This is a genomic window from Yoonia maritima (assembly GCF_002933395.1).
GTDB classification, from domain to species: Bacteria; Pseudomonadota; Alphaproteobacteria; order Rhodobacterales; family Rhodobacteraceae; genus Yoonia; species Yoonia maritima_A.
On the sequence record NZ_PKFN01000008.1, the window covers coordinates 409,459 to 430,009 of the forward strand.

Consider the following 20,551-nt stretch of genomic DNA (forward strand, 5'->3'; position numbering starts at 1 on the left):
CCGAACTACCGCGCGGCGCTCTATTTGGGCCCGCGCATATCTTTCAGGAGAAGACCATGACCCGCACCTTGATTAAAGACGACCTGCAAGAAATTGACGCATTTTTCAGTGAATTTTCATCTGATACTTCGACTGATGACCTATCAACAGAAGCATCAATCGAATTGCTGATTAATCAGCTCGAAGCCAGTTTTGACACGGCCGAAGCGCTTTCATCAACGCAGCCAGAGGAACCCGAAGACCTGCGCGTTCAGGTCCAAGACCTCGCCCGGCGGCTGGAAAGCATCGCGACCGATCTCGCCCAAATTAATCAACAGTTAAAATAGGAGGTAGCCATGCCAGAAGTTGGATCCAAAAAGGACAAAGCTCAAACGCAAAAATACATTTTGGGCAAACCCTCTATCACTCCGGCGAACGTTGACGAAGTGGATCTTGAAAAGCTGAGTGTTGAGCTTGCCGGAGATGCCGCAGCATTTGCTGCTATGGCAGACGACGACACGGACACGACGGCCCCCGCTTTTACAGTCATGCGCCACCCCGATACGAATGACATCCATACATTAACCGCAGAACTGACCGAAGAAGACGCCGATAAGCTGAAAAGCAAATATAAAGGTGCATTGCTTGTTGAACCGGATCATCAGCTTTTCATGCAAACTACGGAAGCCACGTTCGAGATGAGTCAGCTGCCAATTACGGCAGCAAACAGTAGCAACGAGCTTAAGATTACATTGAAGGTTGTCGACGAAAATGGCGCACCAGTTGGAAGCGCCCGTGTCGATTTAGCCGGAGAAGTCTGGTCAGATCAACAAATGACGAATGCCCAAGGTCGGGTTGCGCTTAAACTATTTGGTGAAACGCTCGACAGTTTGACAGAGCTGCGGATCAAGCCAGCACTGGATCATTGGAGCCGGATCATCCAACAGCCCGCGTTTGCGGCAAAAGAAAACACGGTAACCGTCACCAGCCTACCGGCCAGCTTGGATGCGCCACAGGTAAATCTTTGGGGTAACGATGCAATTGGGAACGTCCAAATGCCTGCGTCAGATCGCATTCGCGTTGCGGTGATAGACAGCGGTTTTGCCGATGGCCACCCTGACGTAGTCGCTGCAGGCGGTCGAGGCTTTGCCGCCGAAGGGAACCCCGAAGAAGACTGGAAAACGGATGATAGTGGTCATGGTACACATGTCGCTGGAACCATTAGCGCACTGAACAACGGGATCGGAATGCGCGGTGTCGCTGACCGCGTCGATGTTTTCGCCTTACGTGTTTTTCCTGGCGCAAGCTTTTCAAAGCTTATTGCCGCGATTGACGAAGCGATCGCGCTAAAGGTCGATGTGGTGAACATGTCGTTGGGCGGGGCAAATCAAAGTGACCTACTACAACAACGCATGCAAGCCGCCAGAGAAGCTGGCATATTGTTGGTCGCAGCTGCGGGTAACAGCGGCGGGGCTGTCATGTATCCCGCAGCCTACCCCGAGGTGATGGCTGTGTCTGCAATCGGTAAATTTGGGACCTTCCCCGAGGACAGTTTTCATAGCCGCCATGTAACGGACCATGTGACAAGTGACGGGTCCTGTTTCGCCGCGCGTTTCACATGTCGCGGGCCAGAGATCGATGTCTGCGGTCCGGGCGTCGCGATTGTATCCACGCTACCGGGACCTGGCTTTGGCAGCTATGACGGGACCTCGATGGCGTCACCACATGTCGCCGGCATCGCGGCAGTTCTGCTTGCTCAGCGACCAGATATTCATGGAATGCCACGCAATGGTGCACGGTCAAAGACCCTGTTCCAAGCCGTTCTTGGCAGTTGTCAATCGCTTGGCTTACCGCCTGAATTGCAAGGTCACGGAATGCCCACGCTGACTGCAGACAATATTAGCGCCCCCCCCTCAGACGACGGCATAGATGTCATCGCTGACCTTATCAGAAAGGCATTGGAAGCAGCAAAGACGATAAAAGAAACGACTTAACTTAGCATTTGACCGTGTTCAAAATGCTCTGGCCATCCAGTTTTAACCGCTGCGATGGCCAGAGCAGTTCTATTGCGTGCGCCCGTCTTGCGCATAATTGATTTTAAGTCGCCTTTAATCGTCGTAACAGGAACCTGCAGGCGCATCGCAATTTGTTTATTCTGTTCACCTTTCAGCAAGTGCCCCAAAATACGCCCCTCTCGCGTGGTTAGTTTCGTCTGAAGCGCTGCGCCATTTACTGAAAATTCAGCTTCTTTTACCAAAGTTTGCAACAGGTCGGCCGCGCCATCAGGTAGTATACGCTGACCGTCAGCAACCAATTTTAGATAATGAGATATCGCATTGACCGGCACGGCCGACGACAAGCATCCCGCGCAGCCAATTTCGAACAATCGCGTCAGCAACTGTGCGTTATATGACGGTACGATCAGCAGCGACCTAAACGCATGCTGTTTTCGATGATATGCGGCCAGCTCTTGAATAAAGGCCTCGTCGGGTTTTGTGACCTCTAGCACCGCGATATCTATGTCTGGTCGTCGGATATTTGCCTGCGTAATCAAATCTCGTATGGATGTCGCTTGTGCAACGAACGCAAATTCAGAGCGATTTAACTCGGTCATTAAAGCTTGGTTGAAAAAAGAACTTTTAGAAATAATTGCAGTATTAAACATGGCAGGCTCCCCCAAAATCATAAGAAAGTTCCTATCGAAAGCCCTGTTAGAAAAACGTGACCGCCACATTAACGCCGCGCATAACGCAGGTATGGAAAGCCGTACTATTCGATTTTCAAAATGAGAGTCTAAAATCGTTCACTAACGCAAGCTGCGGTAATTTAACGCGATGCCTATAAATAATATAACGTTTCACTAACGCCGCCTATTTCACAGTGATTCTGCATTTTGCGAAGAAGTGGATAAGTGCTTTGATACAATCATTTGAAAAACATGAAAATTCAAAAGACGCTGTGCTGGCTTCGCACCTTGGCACAGGTTGTAAAACTGCAAATGATCAAGACCTATGTCAGCCTTCAAAACATTCATCCGACGCAGGTAAGCCTGACGGCTATTACGCAAAGCTATTCGTCGTTGGCCCCATATCCCTTACGGACGCAACAGGACAAAACCGCACCCCGCGTAGTAAAAAGGCAGTTGCGCTGCTCGCGTTGCTGGCACTCGCGCCCAGACGCCAAAGAACCCGCGTTTGGCTACGCGATAAACTTTGGAGCGAAAGCGACGAGCGAAAGTCATCGACCAGTCTAAGGCAGGTCATTTTTGAACTGCGCCGTGATTTGGGGGGCTTGTTTGACGCTATAATTGCGCTCGACCGCCATACAATCACGCTAAAGGATGATCGGCTATGGATCGATTACATTGCCGTTCAACAGGATGTCTCTCAGATGTCGATCTTGAACATCTCGCCGGACACTACATTGCTAGAAGGGATCGATATTCGCGACGAAGAATTCGAAAACTGGCTACTGCTTGAGCGACAGACATGGGTAAGAAAGTCTGAACAGTTGATCGCCGCACACGACGAAGCACCGGTCAATGTTCCGCAAAACATTGATACCCGACAGGTCACGGTGCAGCCGACACAACGAACACTACGTATCTCTGTGGGCATTCTGCCAAACATTCAGCAGGGCTGCGATACAAACACGACTCATGTTGCTGATAATGTGCTTGAAGGAATCGCCAGGAACCTATGTGAACTGCACCCGCTGGACATTTATGACTTTCGGGATTCCACAGCCCATTCGGACAGTTTGGCAGGCGCAAGTGATACGGACTATTACATTCGCGTCCGCGCGCTTCAAATACGCGAGTCTTTGACGCTGACATTCTTTTTCTACCACGCGACACGCATGTCATTGGAATGGAGCCAGTCAATTCAAACTTCTGTAGCTGATGTGCTGGATTGGGATAGCTACGTTATTTCAGGTTTCGTCACACAGAACGTCGACCGTATATCGAAATCCATAACAGATCAGGCCAGCAGCATTGGCACGCATTTAGATCAATCACAGGTCGCAGGATATACGGCCTTGAACATGATGTTCCGTTTGGACCGTATGGCGCTCGAGAATGCCGAACAGCTGCTTTCTTCTACACGAGATACCCATAACAGCGCACTATTCTCAGCGCTTCGTGCCTATTCTGCCTCGTTCAAAATTGGTGAAAACCTTGGCATTATTGACGCAACCACTGTCAGAGACACCGTCGAACTCGCGCAAGATGCGCAGAACAAAAACCCCTTTAACGCCATATCGCTTGCGTGCTTGGGGCATACGATGGGCTATGTATTCCGCGACCATGCTATGGCCGGTGCGTTAATCGAACGGGCTTTAAACCTGAATCGCAATCAAGCCTTTGTTTGGGACCACTACGCATTACACAAGTTGTATACCGGTGACTACAAAGCAGCCCATAGCGCGGCCCAACGGGCGGTCTATTTGGGCAGTTACAGCCCTATAAGCTATAGCTACGACACGACACTTGCGATGACTGCGACGATGCTTGGCGATCACCGCAAGGCAATCGTATCCAGCCAAAACGCTCTCAAGAAGCAACCCAAATTTTCGGCTGCCATGCGGTATTTGCTGGTCAATCTGTCTGACACTGGACGCATGACCGAAGCCGCCGATGTTTATCACAACTTGCTGGGTGCCGACCCTGACTTTGGAGACCCGAGCGTTCAAAAGGAACGCTTTCGGCTCGGGGAAAACCCGAAAGAAGCGAATTTTCTCGAAGCAATAAAACGATGCTCACATTAGGAGGTCACTTTGGACATTCATCAAATTTTGGCAAGCAATAGCTTTACGGTCACGCCAACCGGGCTGCGATTAAACGAAGACACTGCACAGCCCATGGCCGACTTGCCCACGGGTGCGACTACTGGTGGCGCGCTGTCACTGCTGGCACTGAACCGCAATAGAAACCGAAACAGGAACAGGAACCGTAATCGTAATAGAAACCGTAATCGTAATAGGAACCGATCTCTTGAAACTGTCGCGGGCGGTGCGTTGCAGGAACCGTGGAAGGAACGTGAAAAGTTACATTCGCTCATCAACGAATGGAACAACCTACCTATTCCATTGCCGCCTGCCCCCGAACAATTGCGCCGCGAAGCAATTGATCTATTGGCCAAACAACACCTGCTCAAGACAACAGCCGAGCAACTGCGGCGAGACGAAATCTTCAAAGAAGCCGAGATCGAGCTGTCTGGGTATCTGCGCCCTCTTGGTATCGAAAACGTCGGTGGATACGAGGCAACAGAGCATTTATTCCACCTCGTCTTAGTATTAACTGACGAAATTGGGTTACGTTACAAAGACCGCTACCGCGTGCTACGCCCGAACCAGATCGAACCGCGCCTTCGCCCTGTTTTACCAAACCCACCACATCAGTCGTATCCGTCAAACCACGCGTTTCAGTCATTTTCCATCGCATTTTTGTTTTCGCGAATGCTACCCGAACACCCTGCAAGCTCGGAGCTATTCAATAGCGCACGAAGGATCGCCGAAAATCGAGAGTGGGCAGGCCTACACTACGCGTCAGATACCGACGCCGGCTATAAATTGGCGCGCATGGTGACGCCGGTGATGGAGAAAGTGTGCAAGGCCCAAATGCTCTCTGCACTACAAGAGTGGATTTAGAAATGACAAAAATTGAAACACAACTGACTGGTACAGAAATCTATCCTCAGTATGACGCGTTATGGCACCTGAAAACGCTGGGCGTGCTTGGTGAAAACAATGTTCCAAATGGATGGCGTGCGACCCAACAATCCAAACCGACGCGGATTGCCGTGATTGATACATCAGCAGCCATTGATCACCCAAATCTTGTCGGGGCGATAAACACCGAACTGTCTTTGGATCTGTTTTCTGCGCGACTGGGCTCGTTTCCATATCTGCCAGAAAATCAAGAATCCATCGGTGATCTAGAACTAAATTGGGCAACGAGTATCGCAGACGGATTGCCACATTCCGTTCACTTATTGGCAGAATTCATTGACCGCCTATCGCACGGATCAAAACCCCACGCGGATATGGTTCAGCCTTGCGTTTCCCCGTCATTTTCAAACCATGGAACAAGCATTTCCGGGCTGGTTGGCGCACGCCCTTGTGTGTCGACCCAGACCTTAGCAACGGGTCATGCCATTCCAATCGCGCTGCCTTACTCTGGTGTTGATCCGATGTGTGAGATTGTTCAAATCTCTACAAATTTTGATCCCAACCCCGAAGGTCTGATCTTAGCATTTCTGTATGCGGAATTAATCGACGCAGACGTTGTTCTTTTCCCGCGCAATATCGCGGACCCAACGCGCACTGTGCCAGAACTGGGCGATCACACTGTAGACGGTGTCGCGCTCAATGATCTGGTGCGGCAAGTCTCAAGCGACGGTGACGATAACAATGCTTGGTCTGAACTTGCCCAACTTATTGAAAACGTGTCCCAAGCCCGCCCGGTGGTATGTGCCGCTGGAAATTCGAATGAAGACAACGCAATTTATCCCGCAAATTTGGCGTCCGAACACAACGGAATTATTTCTGTCGGTGCAATCAATGCAAAGGGGCATCGCAGCAGCTATTCAGGTAGTCGGAATATTACTGTTTTTGCTCCGAGCAACGACGCCGAAGTCTTTGACCGTAACGAAGTACGTTTGGACGAACAAAGCCCGGATTACGATCCTACAGGCGTCCCCGCCAATAATAGTAACCACATGTTTTCCAGCTATGATGTGATCAGCACTGACGTGCCCGGCCCTGCCGGTTATTCTGGCAGCCCTTATCAAAGCGCGTCTCTTAACAACACAATGCGCGAATTTGGGTCTTACTTCAGTAGGTTCGGCGGGACATCCGCGGCTTCGGCCCTGATTGCAGGTTTTTTGTCGTTGGCAAAATCTACTGGCCGCGACCCGCTGTCGACGGGCGTTAGCGCGAAGACATGGCTGATTGGCCAATGCCACGAAATTGGTGGGGACGATGAAAAGCTAGCGGTTCCTTGTTGGTCCGGTGAACCAACATTTCCCGATCAGGTATGATCACATTGGAATGACGCGCTGGGTCTCTTGACGCGTTAGTCCCGTGCTCCAAATCCGGGAACAGGGGATATCACTTCGGTGGGGTAATTTGCGTTGTCCCACCCGTCGGTGCCATCCGGAAACCAATAGACTTGTTTATAACCCAATTCGGTGACCGCGCGCTTCGCAGCGTTCCAAGACATCCAGCATTCGCTAAGGCAAAAAAATACGACTGGCGCATTGAGGTCACTGTTCGTCGCCTGCGCCATCTCGGTTTCAAAGTAGCCGGCACTGGCTTGTGCGAGTTGTCCATAGCCAACGTTCGGCAACCATATCGCACCGGGGATCGATAATCTTGGCTGTTCGCGCCAGACGGTCCCCTTTGGTAACTCGGCTGGCTTTGGTGCACGCGGCAACACATCGATAAACACTGCATGCCCTGTCGACCACAGCACATGAGCCGCGTCGATATCTACGACGGTCGCCCCCGTAAGGGTATTGGGAACTGGCGCGCGGTATTGCTCCATCCGATAGCTATCAGGCTCTGGCACTGTTTCGGCGATGCTTGGCACAGCTAGCATAAGCAACGATGCGAATGCCGCTACGCGCATCATGGTTCCTGTTCCAGCAGACCCGTCCCCATATCGTTGATAAGGGGGACGCCCGCATCAATCAGGATCGCATTAATTTCTGCCTGATTGCGCCGGATGAGCGAATTCAGTTGTCGCTGCCATACCTTTTCACCCTGTCGCACACCCATTGTGATGCGAAAGAACAAACGCGGCGGCATCGTTTCTTTGACCAGCGGCGTGACTTGAAGATATGGGTAATTTGCCTTGACCAGCGGTCCGGCAATCGGCCCCCAGATCAACGCGCCGTCGATCTCTCCTGCGTTCAGGTCATTCAGCATATCCGGGATAGGGGATTCATGACGCCGGTCGACGACCAGATTGTACGCACGCGCATCCGCAATCAGCCCATGACGGGCAAGATGCGTCGCGGGGGGCGAACCGGCGACAACGCCCAGATGCAGCCCCTCAAGTCGCGTATCTGACAAAGTGTCGACATCAGCAATCGCGCCATCCCGTTTTGCGACCAGAGTATATGCGGAGGTAAAGTAGTGGTTGGTGTTCAACACCATCTCATGCCCTTGAGCGTAACCAATCACGACGTCGCAACGGTTTGCCCGTAATGTGTTCCGAATAAAACCGGTGGACATCGGGTACCATTCGTATTGCACAGGGCGTTCAAGCCGCGCGGCAAATAATTCGGCGAGTTTGTTTTCAAACCCGTTGCCATCGCGGTCGGACATGGGGGCGTTCGCTGGATCAGCGCATACTCGGAATGCGCTGTCAGAAACCAGATCTGAGGTTTGCGCCTGCGCGGCCATACCGCACAGCGCATATCCTAATAGCAAAAGGCCCTTAGCCCAAACACGCATTCTCATCCTCGCGAATTACGTCGGACTTTGCCTCTTTCGCTCCGGGGCGACCACGTGGAACGGCCTCGACACCGCGTGCGCGCAGATAGACATAGATATCATCAAGGTAACACATGACATTTGGGTTATCGCCAAATGACGGCATCACCGAATTTTCGGCCGCATTGATGCGCTGACGCCCATTCACCACAACGTCGACAAAATCGTAATAGTCCATTTCCAGCGCGGAATTTTTCAAAGCTGGTGCATAGCTTGAGCCTTCGCCCTCTGGCCCGTGGCACACATGGCATTCAGAATGATACCGGCGAAATCCGGAATAGGTGAGCCAATCAACAGCGCCTTCATCGTTGATGTTAAAGGTGGGTATATCTTCGTCGTTATAATAACGCCCATCTTCGCTATAGGCGGCATCAGTGTTTGCCACATCTTGGGCCAGCGCGGCCTGTCCGATTGACATAAGGGCTGCAGTTCCCAGCAGGAGTGCATAGTTACGCATTTGTTTCTGACCTCTAAATCTGAGCAACAGACCGGCGCAGGCCTATGACAGTTGCGCCGGTCCTTTTATCGTTGATGCATGCCGTTAGTCAGGCAATGCAAAGACCGTCATTTGACCACCAAGTGCGGTATAGTCGCTAAGCGCAGCATAGCCGCCCACAGCACCAAGACCGTCATTCGGGTTCGTCAGACCTGCAGCAAGACCAATACCAGCCCAACCACCAATCCCTGAAAGGATCGCGATGTACTGCTTGTCGTCATGGGTGTAGGTCATCACGTTACCGATGATCCCAGAGGCCGTTTTAAAGCGGTAAAGCTCTTCACCGGTATTGGAATCCACAGCCTTTAGGTAACCTTCGAGCGTGCCGTAGAACACCACGTCACCTGCAGTTGCCAATGGCCCAGACCAAACAGAAAACTGTTCTGGAAGTGACCAAGCGATTTCACCCTTGGTGTTATCCCACGCAATAAAGTTACCCATGCCACCGTGGCTGTCTGGTGCCGGGTACATCGCAAGCGTCGCACCCACATATGGCTGACCGGCGGTATAGCTTACCCGGAATGGTTCGTAGTCCATACAAACGTGGTTTGTTGGAACATAGAACAGTTGCGTTTCTGGCGAATAGGCCGCTGGTTGTTGGTCTTTTGAACCAAGAGCCGCAGGACAGATGCCAGTAGAGTTCACATCTTCGCCGTTTTGCTCGGTTGAATATTCGGCCACAACCGCTGGACGCCCATAGGTGTCAGAGTTGGGATCCATATCCACGCCTGTTGTCCAGTTGACAGCAGGATCGAACTTTTCAGCGACCAGCAGTTCGCCAGTGATGCGATCAAGCGTATAACCCAGACCGTTCCGATCAAAGTGTGTCAGCAGCTTGCGCTCAACACCGTCGATCTCTTGGTCGGTCAGGATCATCTCGTTGATGCCATCAAAGTCCCATTCATCGTGAGGAGTCATCTGATAGAACCACTTGGCCATGCCTGTGTCAGCATCGCGTGCCATGATGGTCATAGACCAACGGTTATCACCCGGACGCTGCGCAGGGTTCCATGTCGATGGGTTACCTGTGCCATAGTACACAAGGTTTTCATCCGGATCATACGAATACCAGCCCCATGTGGTGCCACCACCAATTTTCCACTGGTCGCCTTCCCACGTATTAAGACCGGAATCGACACCAACCGGTTCACCCAGATGCGTTGTCATCTCTGGATCAACAAGGATATCGCTGTCGGGGCCCATTGAATAGGCGCGCCAAACTTGGCTGCCGTCTGCAATGCTATAGGCTGTCACGGAACCGCGCACACCGAATTCGCCACCAGAAATACCAACGATGACCTTGTCGCCGACGGGCAAAACTGTCGCGGTGTTGGTTTCACCAACGGATGCATCGCCGTTCATCACGCTCCACTCAACAGCGCCTGTTTCGGCGTTCAAAGCAACAACGGTAGTGTCCGCCTGATGCAAGAAAATCTTGCCATCGGCATATGCAACGCCACGGTTCACAGTGTCACAACACATTACCGGAATAACATCTGGGTCTTGCTTGGGCTCATATTTCCAGATGATTTTGCCTTCTTGGGTCAGATCAAGCGCATATACGATATTCGGGAAAGGGGTATGCACATACATCACGTCCCCGATCACCAATGGCGATCCTTCGTGGCCACGCAAAACACCAGTTGAAAACGTCCATGCAACCTGAAGATCGCCAACGTTATCTTTGTTGATTTGGTCAAGCTCTGAATAGCGCTGGTTGGCGTAATCGCCGGTCTGAATAACCCATTGATTGGGGTCATCCATCATACTCATCAGCTCTTCATTTGCTGATGCAGTAACCGTCGAGCTTAGAAGCAAAGCTGCGGCTAAATATTTTGTTTTCCTCATAGTAACCTCCCTAAAGGTATCATTGCTGAATCCGGCCATCCCTGTCCGTCCAGCGCCCGAATTTCACGGGCTGTTCCCATGGGCATTAATACCAATGGGTATCTCGGATTTAATTGTCCCTCCTATTCTGAAAATGTCGCCAAATAGGCGATTAGGTTTGCGCGGTCCTCCTCTTTGCGCAAACCGGCGTACGTCATTTGCGTGCCGCTGATGTACTCGCGTGGCTTTGTCAAAAACGCATCAAGCGTCTCTGGCACCCAGATCAGTTCTTCGGCGGCAGCAAATTCAATCATTGCTGACGAATAATCGAACCCTTCGGAAATGGCGGCCGCACGGCCCACAACCCCGTTCAACACAGGGCCAGCTTTTGCCTCGGCCCCTTCACCAACGGCATGGCAGGCGGCACAGCGACGAAAGACGCGTTCACCCGCAGCAGCGTCACCAGTAATTTCAAAGGCCACTTCTTCAGCGTGGCTTTCCGCGGATGCACCGCTGGCCATCGCAATACCTGCGACAATCGCTAGCCCTATCAGTGATCTTGTTCTCATGGTTTTTCTATTCCTCGTCCCTTTGAAATTAGTAGTCGTGAAGCCGTTCCGCGTGCCAAGTGACGTGATCTTCGGCAAAGCTGGAAACAAAAAAGTAGCTGTGGTCGTGCCCGTCATGCGTGCGTAAAACGCATGGCTGGCGCCGACTTGACGCGACATCCGCAAAGGCCTGTGGCCGTAACAAGTCGATGAACTGGTCGTCAGCGCCTTGGTCGATCAAAATGTCGCCATGCCAACCAAGCTCAGACATAAGTATTGTAGCATCATATTGGGCCCATGTGGATTCATCGTCGCCCAGATACGCGCTGAATTGTTTGCGACCCCAGTCAGATTGGCTGGGGTTCACGATGGGCGAAAACGCGGAAAGCGACGTAAACAGCTTTGGGTTTCTCATTGCGATGGTAAGCGCGCCGTGCCCGCCCATTGAATGCCCCGTGATCCCGTGCCGGTCGTTAATCGGCAAAGCGCCCTGTAGCAGGCTCCGCAGTTCGCTCACGACATAGTCATACATCTGAAAATGCGGTTTCCAGGGTCCTTGCGTTGCGTTCACATAGAACCCGGCGCCCATTCCTAAATCATAGGCTTCGTCATCCGCAACACCTTCGCCACGCGGCGACGTATCTGGAAAGACCAAAGCAATTCCATGTTCAGCGGCGTGTTTCTGGAAACCGCCTTTGGTCATCGCATTATCATGGGTGCAGGTGAGTCCAGACAGATACCAAAGCACCGGAACAGACTGCGTCCGCGCTTGCGGTGGCAGATAGACCGCAAAGGTCATCTCTGTCCCGCACACCGATGACTGGTGTTTGTAGACTGACTGCTGCCCATCAAAGCATTTATTACGAGAAACGAGTTCCACGACCTAGTATTCCACGACAGCGCGGATTGATTTTCCTTCGTGCATCAGGTCGAAGCCTTTGTTGATGTCTTCGAGCTTGAGCTTGTGGGTGATCATTGGGTCGATTTCGATTTTGCCTTCCATGTACCAGTCGACGATCTTGGGCACGTCGGTCCGGCCGCGTGCGCCGCCGAACGCGGTGCCGCGCCAGCTGCGGCCTGTGACCAGTTGGAATGGGCGGGTTGAAATCTCGGCCCCGGCAGGTGCCACGCCGATGATGATACTTTCGCCCCAACCTTTGTGCGCGGCCTCAAGCGCCGTGCGCATCACGCCCACGTTGCCCGTAGCATCAAACGTGTAATCCGCGCCGCCGCCAGTCAGTTCGACCAGATGCGCGACCAGATCGCCTTCGACTTTCGATGGGTTCACGAAATCAGTCATCCCAAAGTGGCGACCCATTTCTTCCTTGCCATCGTTCATGTCGACGCCCACAATCTGATCCGCCCCAGCAAGACGCAGGCCCTGCAGCACGTTCAGGCCAATGCCGCCCAGACCGAACACAATCGCGCGGCTGCCGATCTCGACCTTGGCCGTATTGATCACTGCGCCGATGCCCGTGGTGACGCCGCAACCGATGTAGCAAATCTTATCAAACGGGGCGTCCTTGCGGACCTTCGCTAGGGCGATTTCCGGCACAACCGTGTGGTTCGCGAAGGTCGAACAGCCCATGTAATGGTGAATCGGCGTACCATCGAGCATCGAAAATCGGGTCGAACCATCGGGCAACAGACCCGCACCTTGGGTGCTACGGATTTTTTGGCACAGGTTTGTTTTTGGGTTCAGACAATATTCGCATTCGCGACATTCCGGCGTGTAAAGCGGGATGACGTGATCGCCGACCTCAAGCGTCGTGACGCCTTCGCCGACCTCGATCACAACGCCCGCACCTTCGTGACCTAGGATCGCTGGAAAGATACCTTCAGGATCGTCGCCAGAGCGGGTGAATTCGTCGGTGTGACACAGGCCAGTCGCCTTCACCTCGATCAAAACCTCACCGGCACGCGGCCCTTCGAGGTTCACTTCCATCACTTCAAGTGGCTTGCCAGCTGCAACTGCAACCGCGGCACGTGTACGCATTATCTATCCCCCAAAGGCAATTCTTCTTCAGGGAAAAGTTAGTCAAAACAGGTCTCATCCGACAATTACGACTTTGGTCGCTGTTACAGAACAACTGAAACGGCGCTCTAAATATGATATAGATTCGCGCGCGATAATCGCCGTCTGTACGACTAACGGGGGAACACATGACGAAAATGCGTATGACACTCATCGCAGCCCTATTCCTGGGACAGCCGGCTTTTGTTTCTGCCGAAGACTACTCTGACCCGACATGGCCATGCGTCCAACGAAAGGTCGAACAACTATCTTTGGGTCTGATGTGGCCGCACCAATCACCTGAAAACGAAGCCGCGCAAGATCTAACACCTGCTGCGTCAACTTTGGTGGACACGCTGGTATTGCGCCGTGTGTCTCTTGACGAAGTTGACGATATCACAGCCAACTTCGCCGCGACCAACGCTCAGCTTACCCAAGATGATTACACCGCTATTTTTCAGGCGATTTTCAACAGAATTAACAGGGATCGCACCGATATCATCGCAGGTATCGGTCGCTATTCGCTGTCCCAGATCGACTTAGCCACACGGATAGAAACAGCCCGGATCGACATGGATAGTGAAATGGCGAAACAGGACCCCGACTTTGATAAGGTTGATGCGCTTGAAGAACAGTTAGACTGGGACCAACGCATTTATCGTGACCGTGCACAGTCGCTGCTGTACGTCTGTGAAACGCCCGTCATCTTGGAAAAACGCGCCTATGCCATTGCCCAAACACTATCGCATCACATGCCCGGTTAGGCCGCTATTCCCATTCTAATTCAGTGAACGCCACAGTGGCATTACGTGGATTGAACTGATCGAACAAATCCCAATCAGCGGCTTGGCTTTGACCGATTACCCGCACAGCATCCCCTAAACTATCGCCGCGAACGATCGCAGAGCGCGCGTCCGAGATAAGCAGTGCAAGATACGCATTTAGAGGGCCAGCACTATCTGGCCAGTCTAATATCGGACCGCCGTGCCCGGGCATGATTGTATGATAGGGAAGCGCCTGCAATTCGGTCATAACCCTTTGCCAACCCAGAACACTGCCATCCAAAGCAGGCGTGTATTCGTGAAACATCAAATCTCCCGTAAACAAAATACCACTTGATGGGTCGCCGATTGTCAGATCGTTTATAGAATGCCCGCTTGGCCAAGATCGCAGATGCAAAACGCGATCACCTAGATCAAGATCCAACATCTTTTCAACACCGATATCGGGCATGACAACTTGGGTGCCGATAAACCCTGCAGCGCCAATCAAGTCCTGAAATCTATTCAAATAGGCGTCACTTCGATCCGAAAGCCCACGCGCGAGGCCAATATGGCCAACGATCTCGGCACCTGCCTGCGCAAATAGTGATGCGCCCAACACGTGATCCGGATGCATATGTGTTAAAACAACGTACCGGACCGGAAGCCCTGTTTCCGACCGAACGGCCCGGTAAATTTGTTCAGCAACGCGACGCGAACCACCGCTGTCGATAATGGCAACCGCGCGATGGCCTATCACGAAAGCGACATTTGCGACGTCGCCTTGATTTTGTGGATTGGCATCACTGATCGCACCACGATGGACGAAAACACCCGGCGCAGCCTGATGAAAGCTTAACGTATCGCCAACAGCTGCGCAGGCCGCCGCCCCGTGTGATTTTTCATTTAAAAACAGTTTCAAATCCGGTGGGTTTGCCCGAAGTTGCGCATCACATTCAGCGACTGATATTGCCTCATATCCGGGGATTAAGACATCGCGGCAAACCGCCGGATCGGACAGCAAGCACAGACTTATGATCGCTTCAAACATTGTGCGGCCTTCGCTTTCATAATGAAAATTCAGTAGCAGCTGATCACGGTAACGCGAACCGATACTAAGGATTACTCCTGTATTTTTGCCATTTGTGCTACAAAACATCGATCAAAAGAGGAGAGACCGATGAAACGTCTTCTTGCTGCATCTTTGTTTACGGTCTTGGCGCAGACCGCCATTGCCCAAGACAACGCCCTGATCGAAAGCGAAAGTTGGAATGAACTGCGCTTTGATTTCGTCGGGGACACCACATTGCATGACGGTGCCGCATTGTTCACGGTTGAGACACCGTATCGCGCGCATGATGCTGCCACGGTTCCCATTGTTATGTCGCAATCGGCGGATGCGACGCCGATCCACGGCGCACTGGTGATCATCGACGAAAACCCTGCCCCGTTGGCCGCAGATTTAACATTCAGCGAAGCCATGTGGCCGCTAGATTTTGAACTTCGGGTCAGAGTAAACCAATATTCGAACATCCGCGTCATCGCGGAAACCGACGATGGGCTATTTATGAACGGTGGATATGTCAAAGCATCCGGTGGCTGTTCTGCCCCCGCATCGCGTGATCCCGAAGTTGCCTTAGCGTCGATGGGGCAAATGCGGCTGCGTAGTTTTGACGACACGCCGCGCATGTCAGGGCAACGGCGCGAAGCCCAGGTCATGATCCGACACCCAAACTACTCCGGCCTTCAACGCGACCAAATAACCCAGCTGTTCGTCAGCGCGCACTTCATCGACCTGATCGAAGTTTTCCAAGGCGACGAAGTATTATTCACGCTTGAGGGTGGGATATCAGTTAGTGAAAATCCGGTTTTTCGGTTCGGCTACCGTGACAATGGCACGCCGACAATCCGCATTCGAGCGCGTGACACCGAAGGCAACATTTTCGAACAGGTTCTCGCAAAAAACGAAGGCGCCTAAAAACAAAGAATTTCGGCCTCGGCCTGTGCACGCCGTAAATCGGCAACAATGGCCTGCGTCATAGAAGCCGTTCGAAATATCGCCATACGTTCCCCACCAGCTAACTGCATTGAGAGCACGGTCTCAGCCTCGACATAGCGTTCATAGGGTAGGATCGTGGCAATATGATCGATGGAGCATGCGCATTTCGCCAGTTGATCCCGCCCCTGCCCGTTCACCGCCATGCAGCCGAAAACGTAATCTGCACGTGCAATTGTTGGGTAATCATTCAATTGATCATTGACGGATTGCGCAAAAGCCGAACTTCCCAGTAGTATCAGCGCGCTTGCAACAAGGTTTTTCATTCCGCCACCTCGGGCATCAAATTCAGGGTGTTGCTGTAGCCGTCACCGCCACTGGCATCCGATGCAACAGCCGACAGCGATACATACCAACCCGGCACCGCGTCGGACATGACAAAGGTCATTTCTAGGTTGCCGTAAACGCCCATGCGTTCGCGGTTTTCATCGTTTTCAAACGGACGGAATGTGATTTGCTTAACCGATACTTCACCGTCCCCCAAAGGGATCATAGCGTCGTCAATCGGCGCAGGGGTGATCAGCGCTTCTTTGATACGGTTGCGAATGTAAAATGGGCTTCCGCCAGCTTCGTGGGCGACATCACGTAGCACTGTTTCAACAAAATACATAATAATTGGATTCCCAACAGTCGCAGGAAACTGTCCCAGATTACGATGCTGATCTCCTTGCAAAAACCGAAGCACAGCCATGTCATCAGGTGCAAAGCTAAGCACCACGTCACCCGAATGTCGTTGTCCATATTCAGGGTTGCTTGCGACAATGGTTTCGCGGTCATAACGCAAATCGTGATGAACCCCAGTCAAGGTACCCTGCTTAAAGATCAAATCATAGATTTCTTCTGCGTGAACCGGCGTCGCAAGAAGCAACACCATAAGTACGTATCTTAACAACTTCATTCACCCCTTTTCGCTATCAGTAGAGTATTCAATTATTGCACTACGTCATTGCAGACTTTGGTCGTATCCTTCGCTGCGCACGCGTGGCACCTGCCGGGTTTTCCAATCTATCAGCGATCGCAATCGTGACAGGTTCACCGGCTTCGTCAGCACTGATATTCGCAGCTGGGCGCACAGGTCCTTGATGGATGTTTCTTGATTGGCGGTGATAATTATTGCGGGCAGTCCGGCACCAGCTTGCTGACGTAGTGCGATAATGCTTTCGATGCCAGTATCGCCGTGATCCAATTGATAATCGGCCAAAATCACGTCTGGATTCATCCCCAACTCTGCCACCATTTCAACAGCTTGCTCCGTAGAGGTACACGCAAGAACGCTTGCGCCCCAACTCTCTAGTCGTCGTGACATTGCAAACAGCACACCAGGGTCATTTTCAATCATCACGACAATCAAATCCAAGGATTCTGATGTTTGTGACGTGACATTCGGCGTATCTGAATGCTCGCCAACGCCTGCAGTCACCATAGGCAAGGTAATCGAAAACACCGACCCCTTGCCCGGTTGAGAGCGCACGGACACCTTGTGCCCCAAGTGCGCACAGGCACGCTGCACAATCGATAGACCTAGGCCCATACCCATACCGCTACCACCATCAACCCGCGTGAATTCTTGGAAAACCCGTTCTTGGTCGGCCTTTGTTATACCAACCCCCGTGTCCCAGACCTCGATCACAACGGAATTTCCGCGACGGCGGCACCCCAAAAGTACACGACCTGACTTTGTGTATTGGATCGCGTTATTGACCAAATTTTGAACCGATCGAGATAGATAGCGTTGGTCGCTACGCACCCATACACGGCTTGGAACCACCTCAAGGCGCAGACCTTTTTCAACAGCCAACGGCCCCATATCATTCGCGATGTTACGCATGATGCCATCAAGCGCAAAATCCGTCACCGCAAGTTTCATATCCACAGACTCAAGCCGCGAAATATCGAGCAACGCGTGAAGCAACGATTCCATAGATTGGAATGAATGATCTATCCTATGGACCGTATCCCGAACGTCATTTTCTAACGCCATATCCGATAACGATGAGATCAACAGCTTCGCTGCGTTGATGGGCTGCAACAAATCATGCGAAGCTGCCGCAAAGAACCGCGTTTTTGAACTCATCGCGGCTTCGACCTCGGCTTTTGCCTGTCGTAGATCCTCTTCGATGCTTTCTAGCGCCGTATATTGCCCGCGCAATTCTTTGTTCAAATCAGTCAGCTCTTGCGTGCGCTCTTGGACCCTATTTTCCAACTGTTCTGTCGTCTGAGACTGCACAGTGACATCCATCACGTTCACGATGCAGCCACCGTCAGGTAGCGGGTTCACCACGAATTCTAGAACAGTATGGTTTTTCTGGCGCCGGCGTAGATGCAGGCTTTCTTTGCGGCGTAGATACCGCAGCAAAGTTGCAAAGTTATCGTGCCGCAAGTCGCCCATGATTGAATGCGCGCTCAGATGCTCAACAATTTGAGCATACGAAGTCCCAACACAGGCTAGGCGACCGGGCAAAGAAAGCAAGCTCGTAAAACGTGCATTTCCAAACAACATCGTGCCATCGGACGAAAACGTACACACACCTTGCGGCATGTTATCAAATGCCGCGCTTAAAAAATGTTCTTGCGCGTCGATAAGTTGATTTTTTTCCAACCGATTGGACCGCACGACCGACGTGATTTCGGTTTGGAAAACAACAATATTATTGTGGCTCGTTTGCCGGTAATTAATCACGAACCAACGATCATTCTTGATTTCAAACACAAATGGGGCGGGCGCTTCGTTCGCTTGAGCCGCATTACCGGCAAGTTTCTCGGCGTCACTATCGCGGGCGATGTAGGTGCTTTTTGTTAGACTGTCGAAATATGTCTCTAACGATAGCCCCGGACCGATAACATCGTGAACATCCGGAATTAGCTTTTTGAAATAGTCGTTGTAAACACGCAAACGACCACCCGTGAATAACGCAAAGCCCCCTTCCATCGACTCTAACGCGTCGGTCAGGCTTTGTTCGGTTTGGTTACGCGCTTCTTCTGATGTTTCCAGCTCTGTACTAGTTTGGCCAAGCGTGTTTAGCGCTGCCTCTAGATCGCGTGTTTTCTCTGATACTTTGCTTTGCAGAGTGATCGCCGACTGAAACAACGAATATGCCGAACGGCCTAGTTCATGCCGTTGGTTGGCACGCTGGACAAGCGCTTTGATGATCTTGTCTTGTTGCGCGACTTGAACATCAAGTGGGAGATCACGATCAATCATAAATCCATCTTGAGACTAGACGAAAAGAACGCAATGCCGACAAAGGTCTGATTCATGTGAACGCCGCCATGCTGTTCACCGTAGGTGTTAAACCCCAACACGCGCCTGTCGCGCAGCACCTGTGATGCTTCGCCACTTAGCTGTTTTTGTTCAATTTCAAGCCGTCTTAGCACACAATCAAAACCCAAAATGAAATGCGGCGCTTCCCCGCGTGGCCCGGTAACAGCAAGTTCTGCATCCATCGTTTTGATGATTTCTTTCCCACGAGCGAGAGTCAGTACAAGGCCGTTTTCGATGGCAGACAGAAACGTCAAAGCACCATCATCAAGCACCTCTTGGATTGCGCGAACATGCCAGTTATCCAAATTGCGCACCAACACCGGATTTTCTGCAAAAACCCGTGGCGATAGATCAGCAACATCATAGCCGATCAAACGCGCATATTCGTCCGCCGCAACTGCGCCGTTAATTTCCGTCACGATCCTATCGTCAGGGCGCGCTTGCGTGACAACCAACTGGCGTTCTGTCGGCATAAAATGATCGAATTCAACGCCTTCGAATACGAGGTCCGTTTCAACGATCAGCAAAAGTGCTGCATCTTCATGAAATGCACCACCGTGCAAAACATAGGTACCATCAAACTCGAGCCCATGCCCCGCAGACCCCCCAAAGACCGGAATATCACCTAGACCTGCATCCAATGCAGCGACCAAAACGTCTTCTTGCTTAGACAGCCCATCTGCAATCGTAATTGCGAACCTGCGCCAACCGGCTGTAGTTTGGAAACGCTGGGCAAGCGTTTGCGCTGCTAATGCGGTTTGCTCAATAGAAACCGGCTTGAGCGGGCTAAACAGCTTGGATGAACATCTGAAATGATCACGTGGAAACGACACAAGCATTAACGCATTATCCGCATAACCTTGCGGTGTAATTTGCCCACCAGTGGTGCATCCAAATGCCAAGGTTTGCGGCAGATACTGCGCAAGACCGGCGGCAACTTTGCTTGTGTCCAAGCATTCAGGAACAAAGACCAAAACAAAGCAAATGCCCTCATCCGGCAATTGCGCCGCTGCTTCTGATACGGCGATATCAGGATCGGCAGACATAGAAACGCCCACCGACACAATGCTTGCGCCAGTAAAGTCACCATCAACCATATTCATAATTAA

General features: G+C 51.9%; 20 protein-coding genes. 7 read left to right on the plus strand and 13 right to left on the minus strand.

The features are described from left to right. Positions 1–56 precede the first annotated feature (56 nt). Together CYQ09_RS08530 and CYQ09_RS18545 are read left to right on the plus strand one after the other, a co-directional pair. Entirely contained in the window at positions 57–326 is a 270-nt protein-coding gene (locus tag CYQ09_RS08530; protein ID WP_162617609.1) for a hypothetical protein, read from the plus strand. A gap of 9 nt (positions 327–335) precedes the next feature. After that, the gene (locus tag CYQ09_RS18545; RefSeq protein WP_106744977.1) at positions 336–1,973 is read left to right on the plus strand and encodes a S8 family peptidase; all 1,638 of its coding nucleotides are present in this window, start codon (positions 336–338) and stop codon (positions 1,971–1,973) included. Here the strand turns inward: CYQ09_RS18545 and CYQ09_RS08540 are convergent. After that, positions 1,970–2,665: a helix-turn-helix transcriptional regulator gene (locus tag CYQ09_RS08540; protein ID WP_162617610.1), complete on the minus strand. Its 696-nt coding sequence runs from the start codon at positions 2,663–2,665 to the stop codon at positions 1,970–1,972. The two genes, CYQ09_RS18545 and CYQ09_RS08540, sit on opposite strands and share 4 nt — an antisense overlap. Positions 2,666–2,895: 230 nt before the next feature. Here CYQ09_RS08540 and CYQ09_RS08545 point away from each other — a divergent pair, with 230 nt between their 5' ends. Genes CYQ09_RS08545 through CYQ09_RS08555 form a run of 3 tightly spaced genes read left to right on the plus strand, consistent with a single transcriptional unit; the run spans position 2,896 to position 7,019 of the window. Beyond that, on the plus strand, positions 2,896–4,746 hold the full coding sequence (locus CYQ09_RS08545) for a tetratricopeptide repeat protein (protein ID WP_239495890.1): 1,851 nt from the start codon (positions 2,896–2,898) through the stop codon (positions 4,744–4,746). 9 nt (positions 4,747–4,755) lie between these two features. Continuing rightward, on the plus strand, positions 4,756–5,628 hold the full coding sequence (locus tag CYQ09_RS08550; protein WP_106744979.1) for a hypothetical protein: 873 nt from the start codon (positions 4,756–4,758) through the stop codon (positions 5,626–5,628). A 2-nt stretch (positions 5,629–5,630) separates the two neighbouring features. Further along, positions 5,631–7,019: a S8/S53 family peptidase gene (locus CYQ09_RS08555; protein ID WP_106744980.1), complete on the plus strand. Its 1,389-nt coding sequence runs from the start codon at positions 5,631–5,633 to the stop codon at positions 7,017–7,019. A 35-nt stretch (positions 7,020–7,054) separates the two neighbouring features. Here the strand turns inward: CYQ09_RS08555 and CYQ09_RS08560 are convergent, their stop codons facing one another. The 7 genes from CYQ09_RS08560 to CYQ09_RS08590 all read right to left on the minus strand — a co-directional run bounded on the left by CYQ09_RS08560 (position 7,055) and on the right by CYQ09_RS08590 (position 13,345). Continuing rightward, a complete protein-coding gene (locus CYQ09_RS08560) occupies positions 7,055–7,612 on the minus strand; it encodes a PQQ-dependent catabolism-associated CXXCW motif protein (protein ID WP_106744981.1) in 558 nt (185 codons plus the stop codon). After that, positions 7,609–8,439 (minus strand): substrate-binding domain-containing protein, encoded by an 831-nt coding sequence (locus CYQ09_RS08565; protein WP_239495891.1) that lies wholly within the window; start codon positions 8,437–8,439, stop codon positions 7,609–7,611. Before CYQ09_RS08565 ends, CYQ09_RS08560 begins: the two co-directional genes overlap by 4 nt. Then, positions 8,423–8,935 (minus strand): c-type cytochrome, methanol metabolism-related, encoded by a 513-nt coding sequence (locus CYQ09_RS08570; RefSeq protein WP_106744983.1) that lies wholly within the window; start codon positions 8,933–8,935, stop codon positions 8,423–8,425. Before CYQ09_RS08570 ends, CYQ09_RS08565 begins: the two co-directional genes overlap by 17 nt. 84 nt (positions 8,936–9,019) lie before the next feature. Further along, positions 9,020–10,822 (minus strand): methanol/ethanol family PQQ-dependent dehydrogenase, encoded by a 1,803-nt coding sequence (locus CYQ09_RS08575; protein ID WP_106744984.1) that lies wholly within the window; start codon positions 10,820–10,822, stop codon positions 9,020–9,022. A 122-nt stretch (positions 10,823–10,944) separates the two neighbouring features. Further along, positions 10,945–11,370 carry a c-type cytochrome gene (locus tag CYQ09_RS08580; RefSeq protein ID WP_204353919.1) on the minus strand — a complete coding sequence of 142 codons (426 nt, stop codon included), beginning with the start codon at positions 11,368–11,370 and terminating at the stop codon, positions 10,945–10,947. A gap of 28 nt (positions 11,371–11,398) precedes the next feature. Continuing rightward, entirely contained in the window at positions 11,399–12,229 is an 831-nt protein-coding gene (gene fghA / locus CYQ09_RS08585) for an S-formylglutathione hydrolase (protein WP_106744985.1), read from the minus strand. A gap of 3 nt (positions 12,230–12,232) precedes the next feature. After that, positions 12,233–13,345, minus strand: a complete 1,113-nt coding sequence (locus CYQ09_RS08590; RefSeq protein ID WP_106744986.1) for an S-(hydroxymethyl)glutathione dehydrogenase/class III alcohol dehydrogenase — start codon at positions 13,343–13,345, stop codon at positions 12,233–12,235. Positions 13,346–13,512: 167 nt separating this feature from the next. Between CYQ09_RS08590 and CYQ09_RS08595 the strand changes: the two genes are divergently transcribed. Beyond that, entirely contained in the window at positions 13,513–14,127 is a 615-nt protein-coding gene (locus CYQ09_RS08595) for a hypothetical protein (protein ID WP_106744987.1), read from the plus strand. A gap of 4 nt (positions 14,128–14,131) precedes the next feature. Here CYQ09_RS08595 and CYQ09_RS08600 read toward each other — a convergent pair whose 3' ends face one another. Further along, positions 14,132–15,175, minus strand: coding sequence for a quinoprotein relay system zinc metallohydrolase 2 (locus tag CYQ09_RS08600; RefSeq protein WP_106745468.1), 1,044 nt, complete (start codon positions 15,173–15,175; stop codon positions 14,132–14,134). A 129-nt stretch (positions 15,176–15,304) separates the two neighbouring features. On the opposite strand from CYQ09_RS08600, the gene CYQ09_RS08605 reads away from it, so the two are divergent. Beyond that, positions 15,305–16,102: a quinoprotein dehydrogenase-associated SoxYZ-like carrier gene (locus CYQ09_RS08605; protein ID WP_106744988.1), complete on the plus strand. Its 798-nt coding sequence runs from the start codon at positions 15,305–15,307 to the stop codon at positions 16,100–16,102. Here CYQ09_RS08605 and CYQ09_RS08610 read toward each other — a convergent pair. From CYQ09_RS08610 to CYQ09_RS08625, 4 genes are read right to left on the minus strand one after another with little or no spacing between them, the layout of a single operon-like run. Next, a complete protein-coding gene (locus CYQ09_RS08610; protein ID WP_106744989.1) occupies positions 16,099–16,446 on the minus strand; it encodes a hypothetical protein in 348 nt (115 codons plus the stop codon). The genes CYQ09_RS08605 and CYQ09_RS08610 overlap by 4 nt on opposite strands. Continuing rightward, the gene (locus CYQ09_RS08615; protein WP_106744990.1) at positions 16,443–17,078 is read right to left on the minus strand and encodes a hypothetical protein; all 636 of its coding nucleotides are present in this window, start codon (positions 17,076–17,078) and stop codon (positions 16,443–16,445) included. The genes CYQ09_RS08610 and CYQ09_RS08615 overlap by 4 nt, the downstream gene beginning before the upstream one ends. Positions 17,079–17,123: 45 nt before the next feature. Then, on the minus strand, positions 17,124–19,382 hold the full coding sequence (locus CYQ09_RS08620) for a hybrid sensor histidine kinase/response regulator (protein ID WP_106744991.1): 2,259 nt from the start codon (positions 19,380–19,382) through the stop codon (positions 17,124–17,126). Beyond that, positions 19,379–20,545: an FIST N-terminal domain-containing protein gene (locus tag CYQ09_RS08625; protein WP_162617611.1), complete on the minus strand. Its 1,167-nt coding sequence runs from the start codon at positions 20,543–20,545 to the stop codon at positions 19,379–19,381. Before CYQ09_RS08625 ends, CYQ09_RS08620 begins: the two co-directional genes overlap by 4 nt. Between the last annotated feature and the right edge of the window lie 6 nt (positions 20,546–20,551).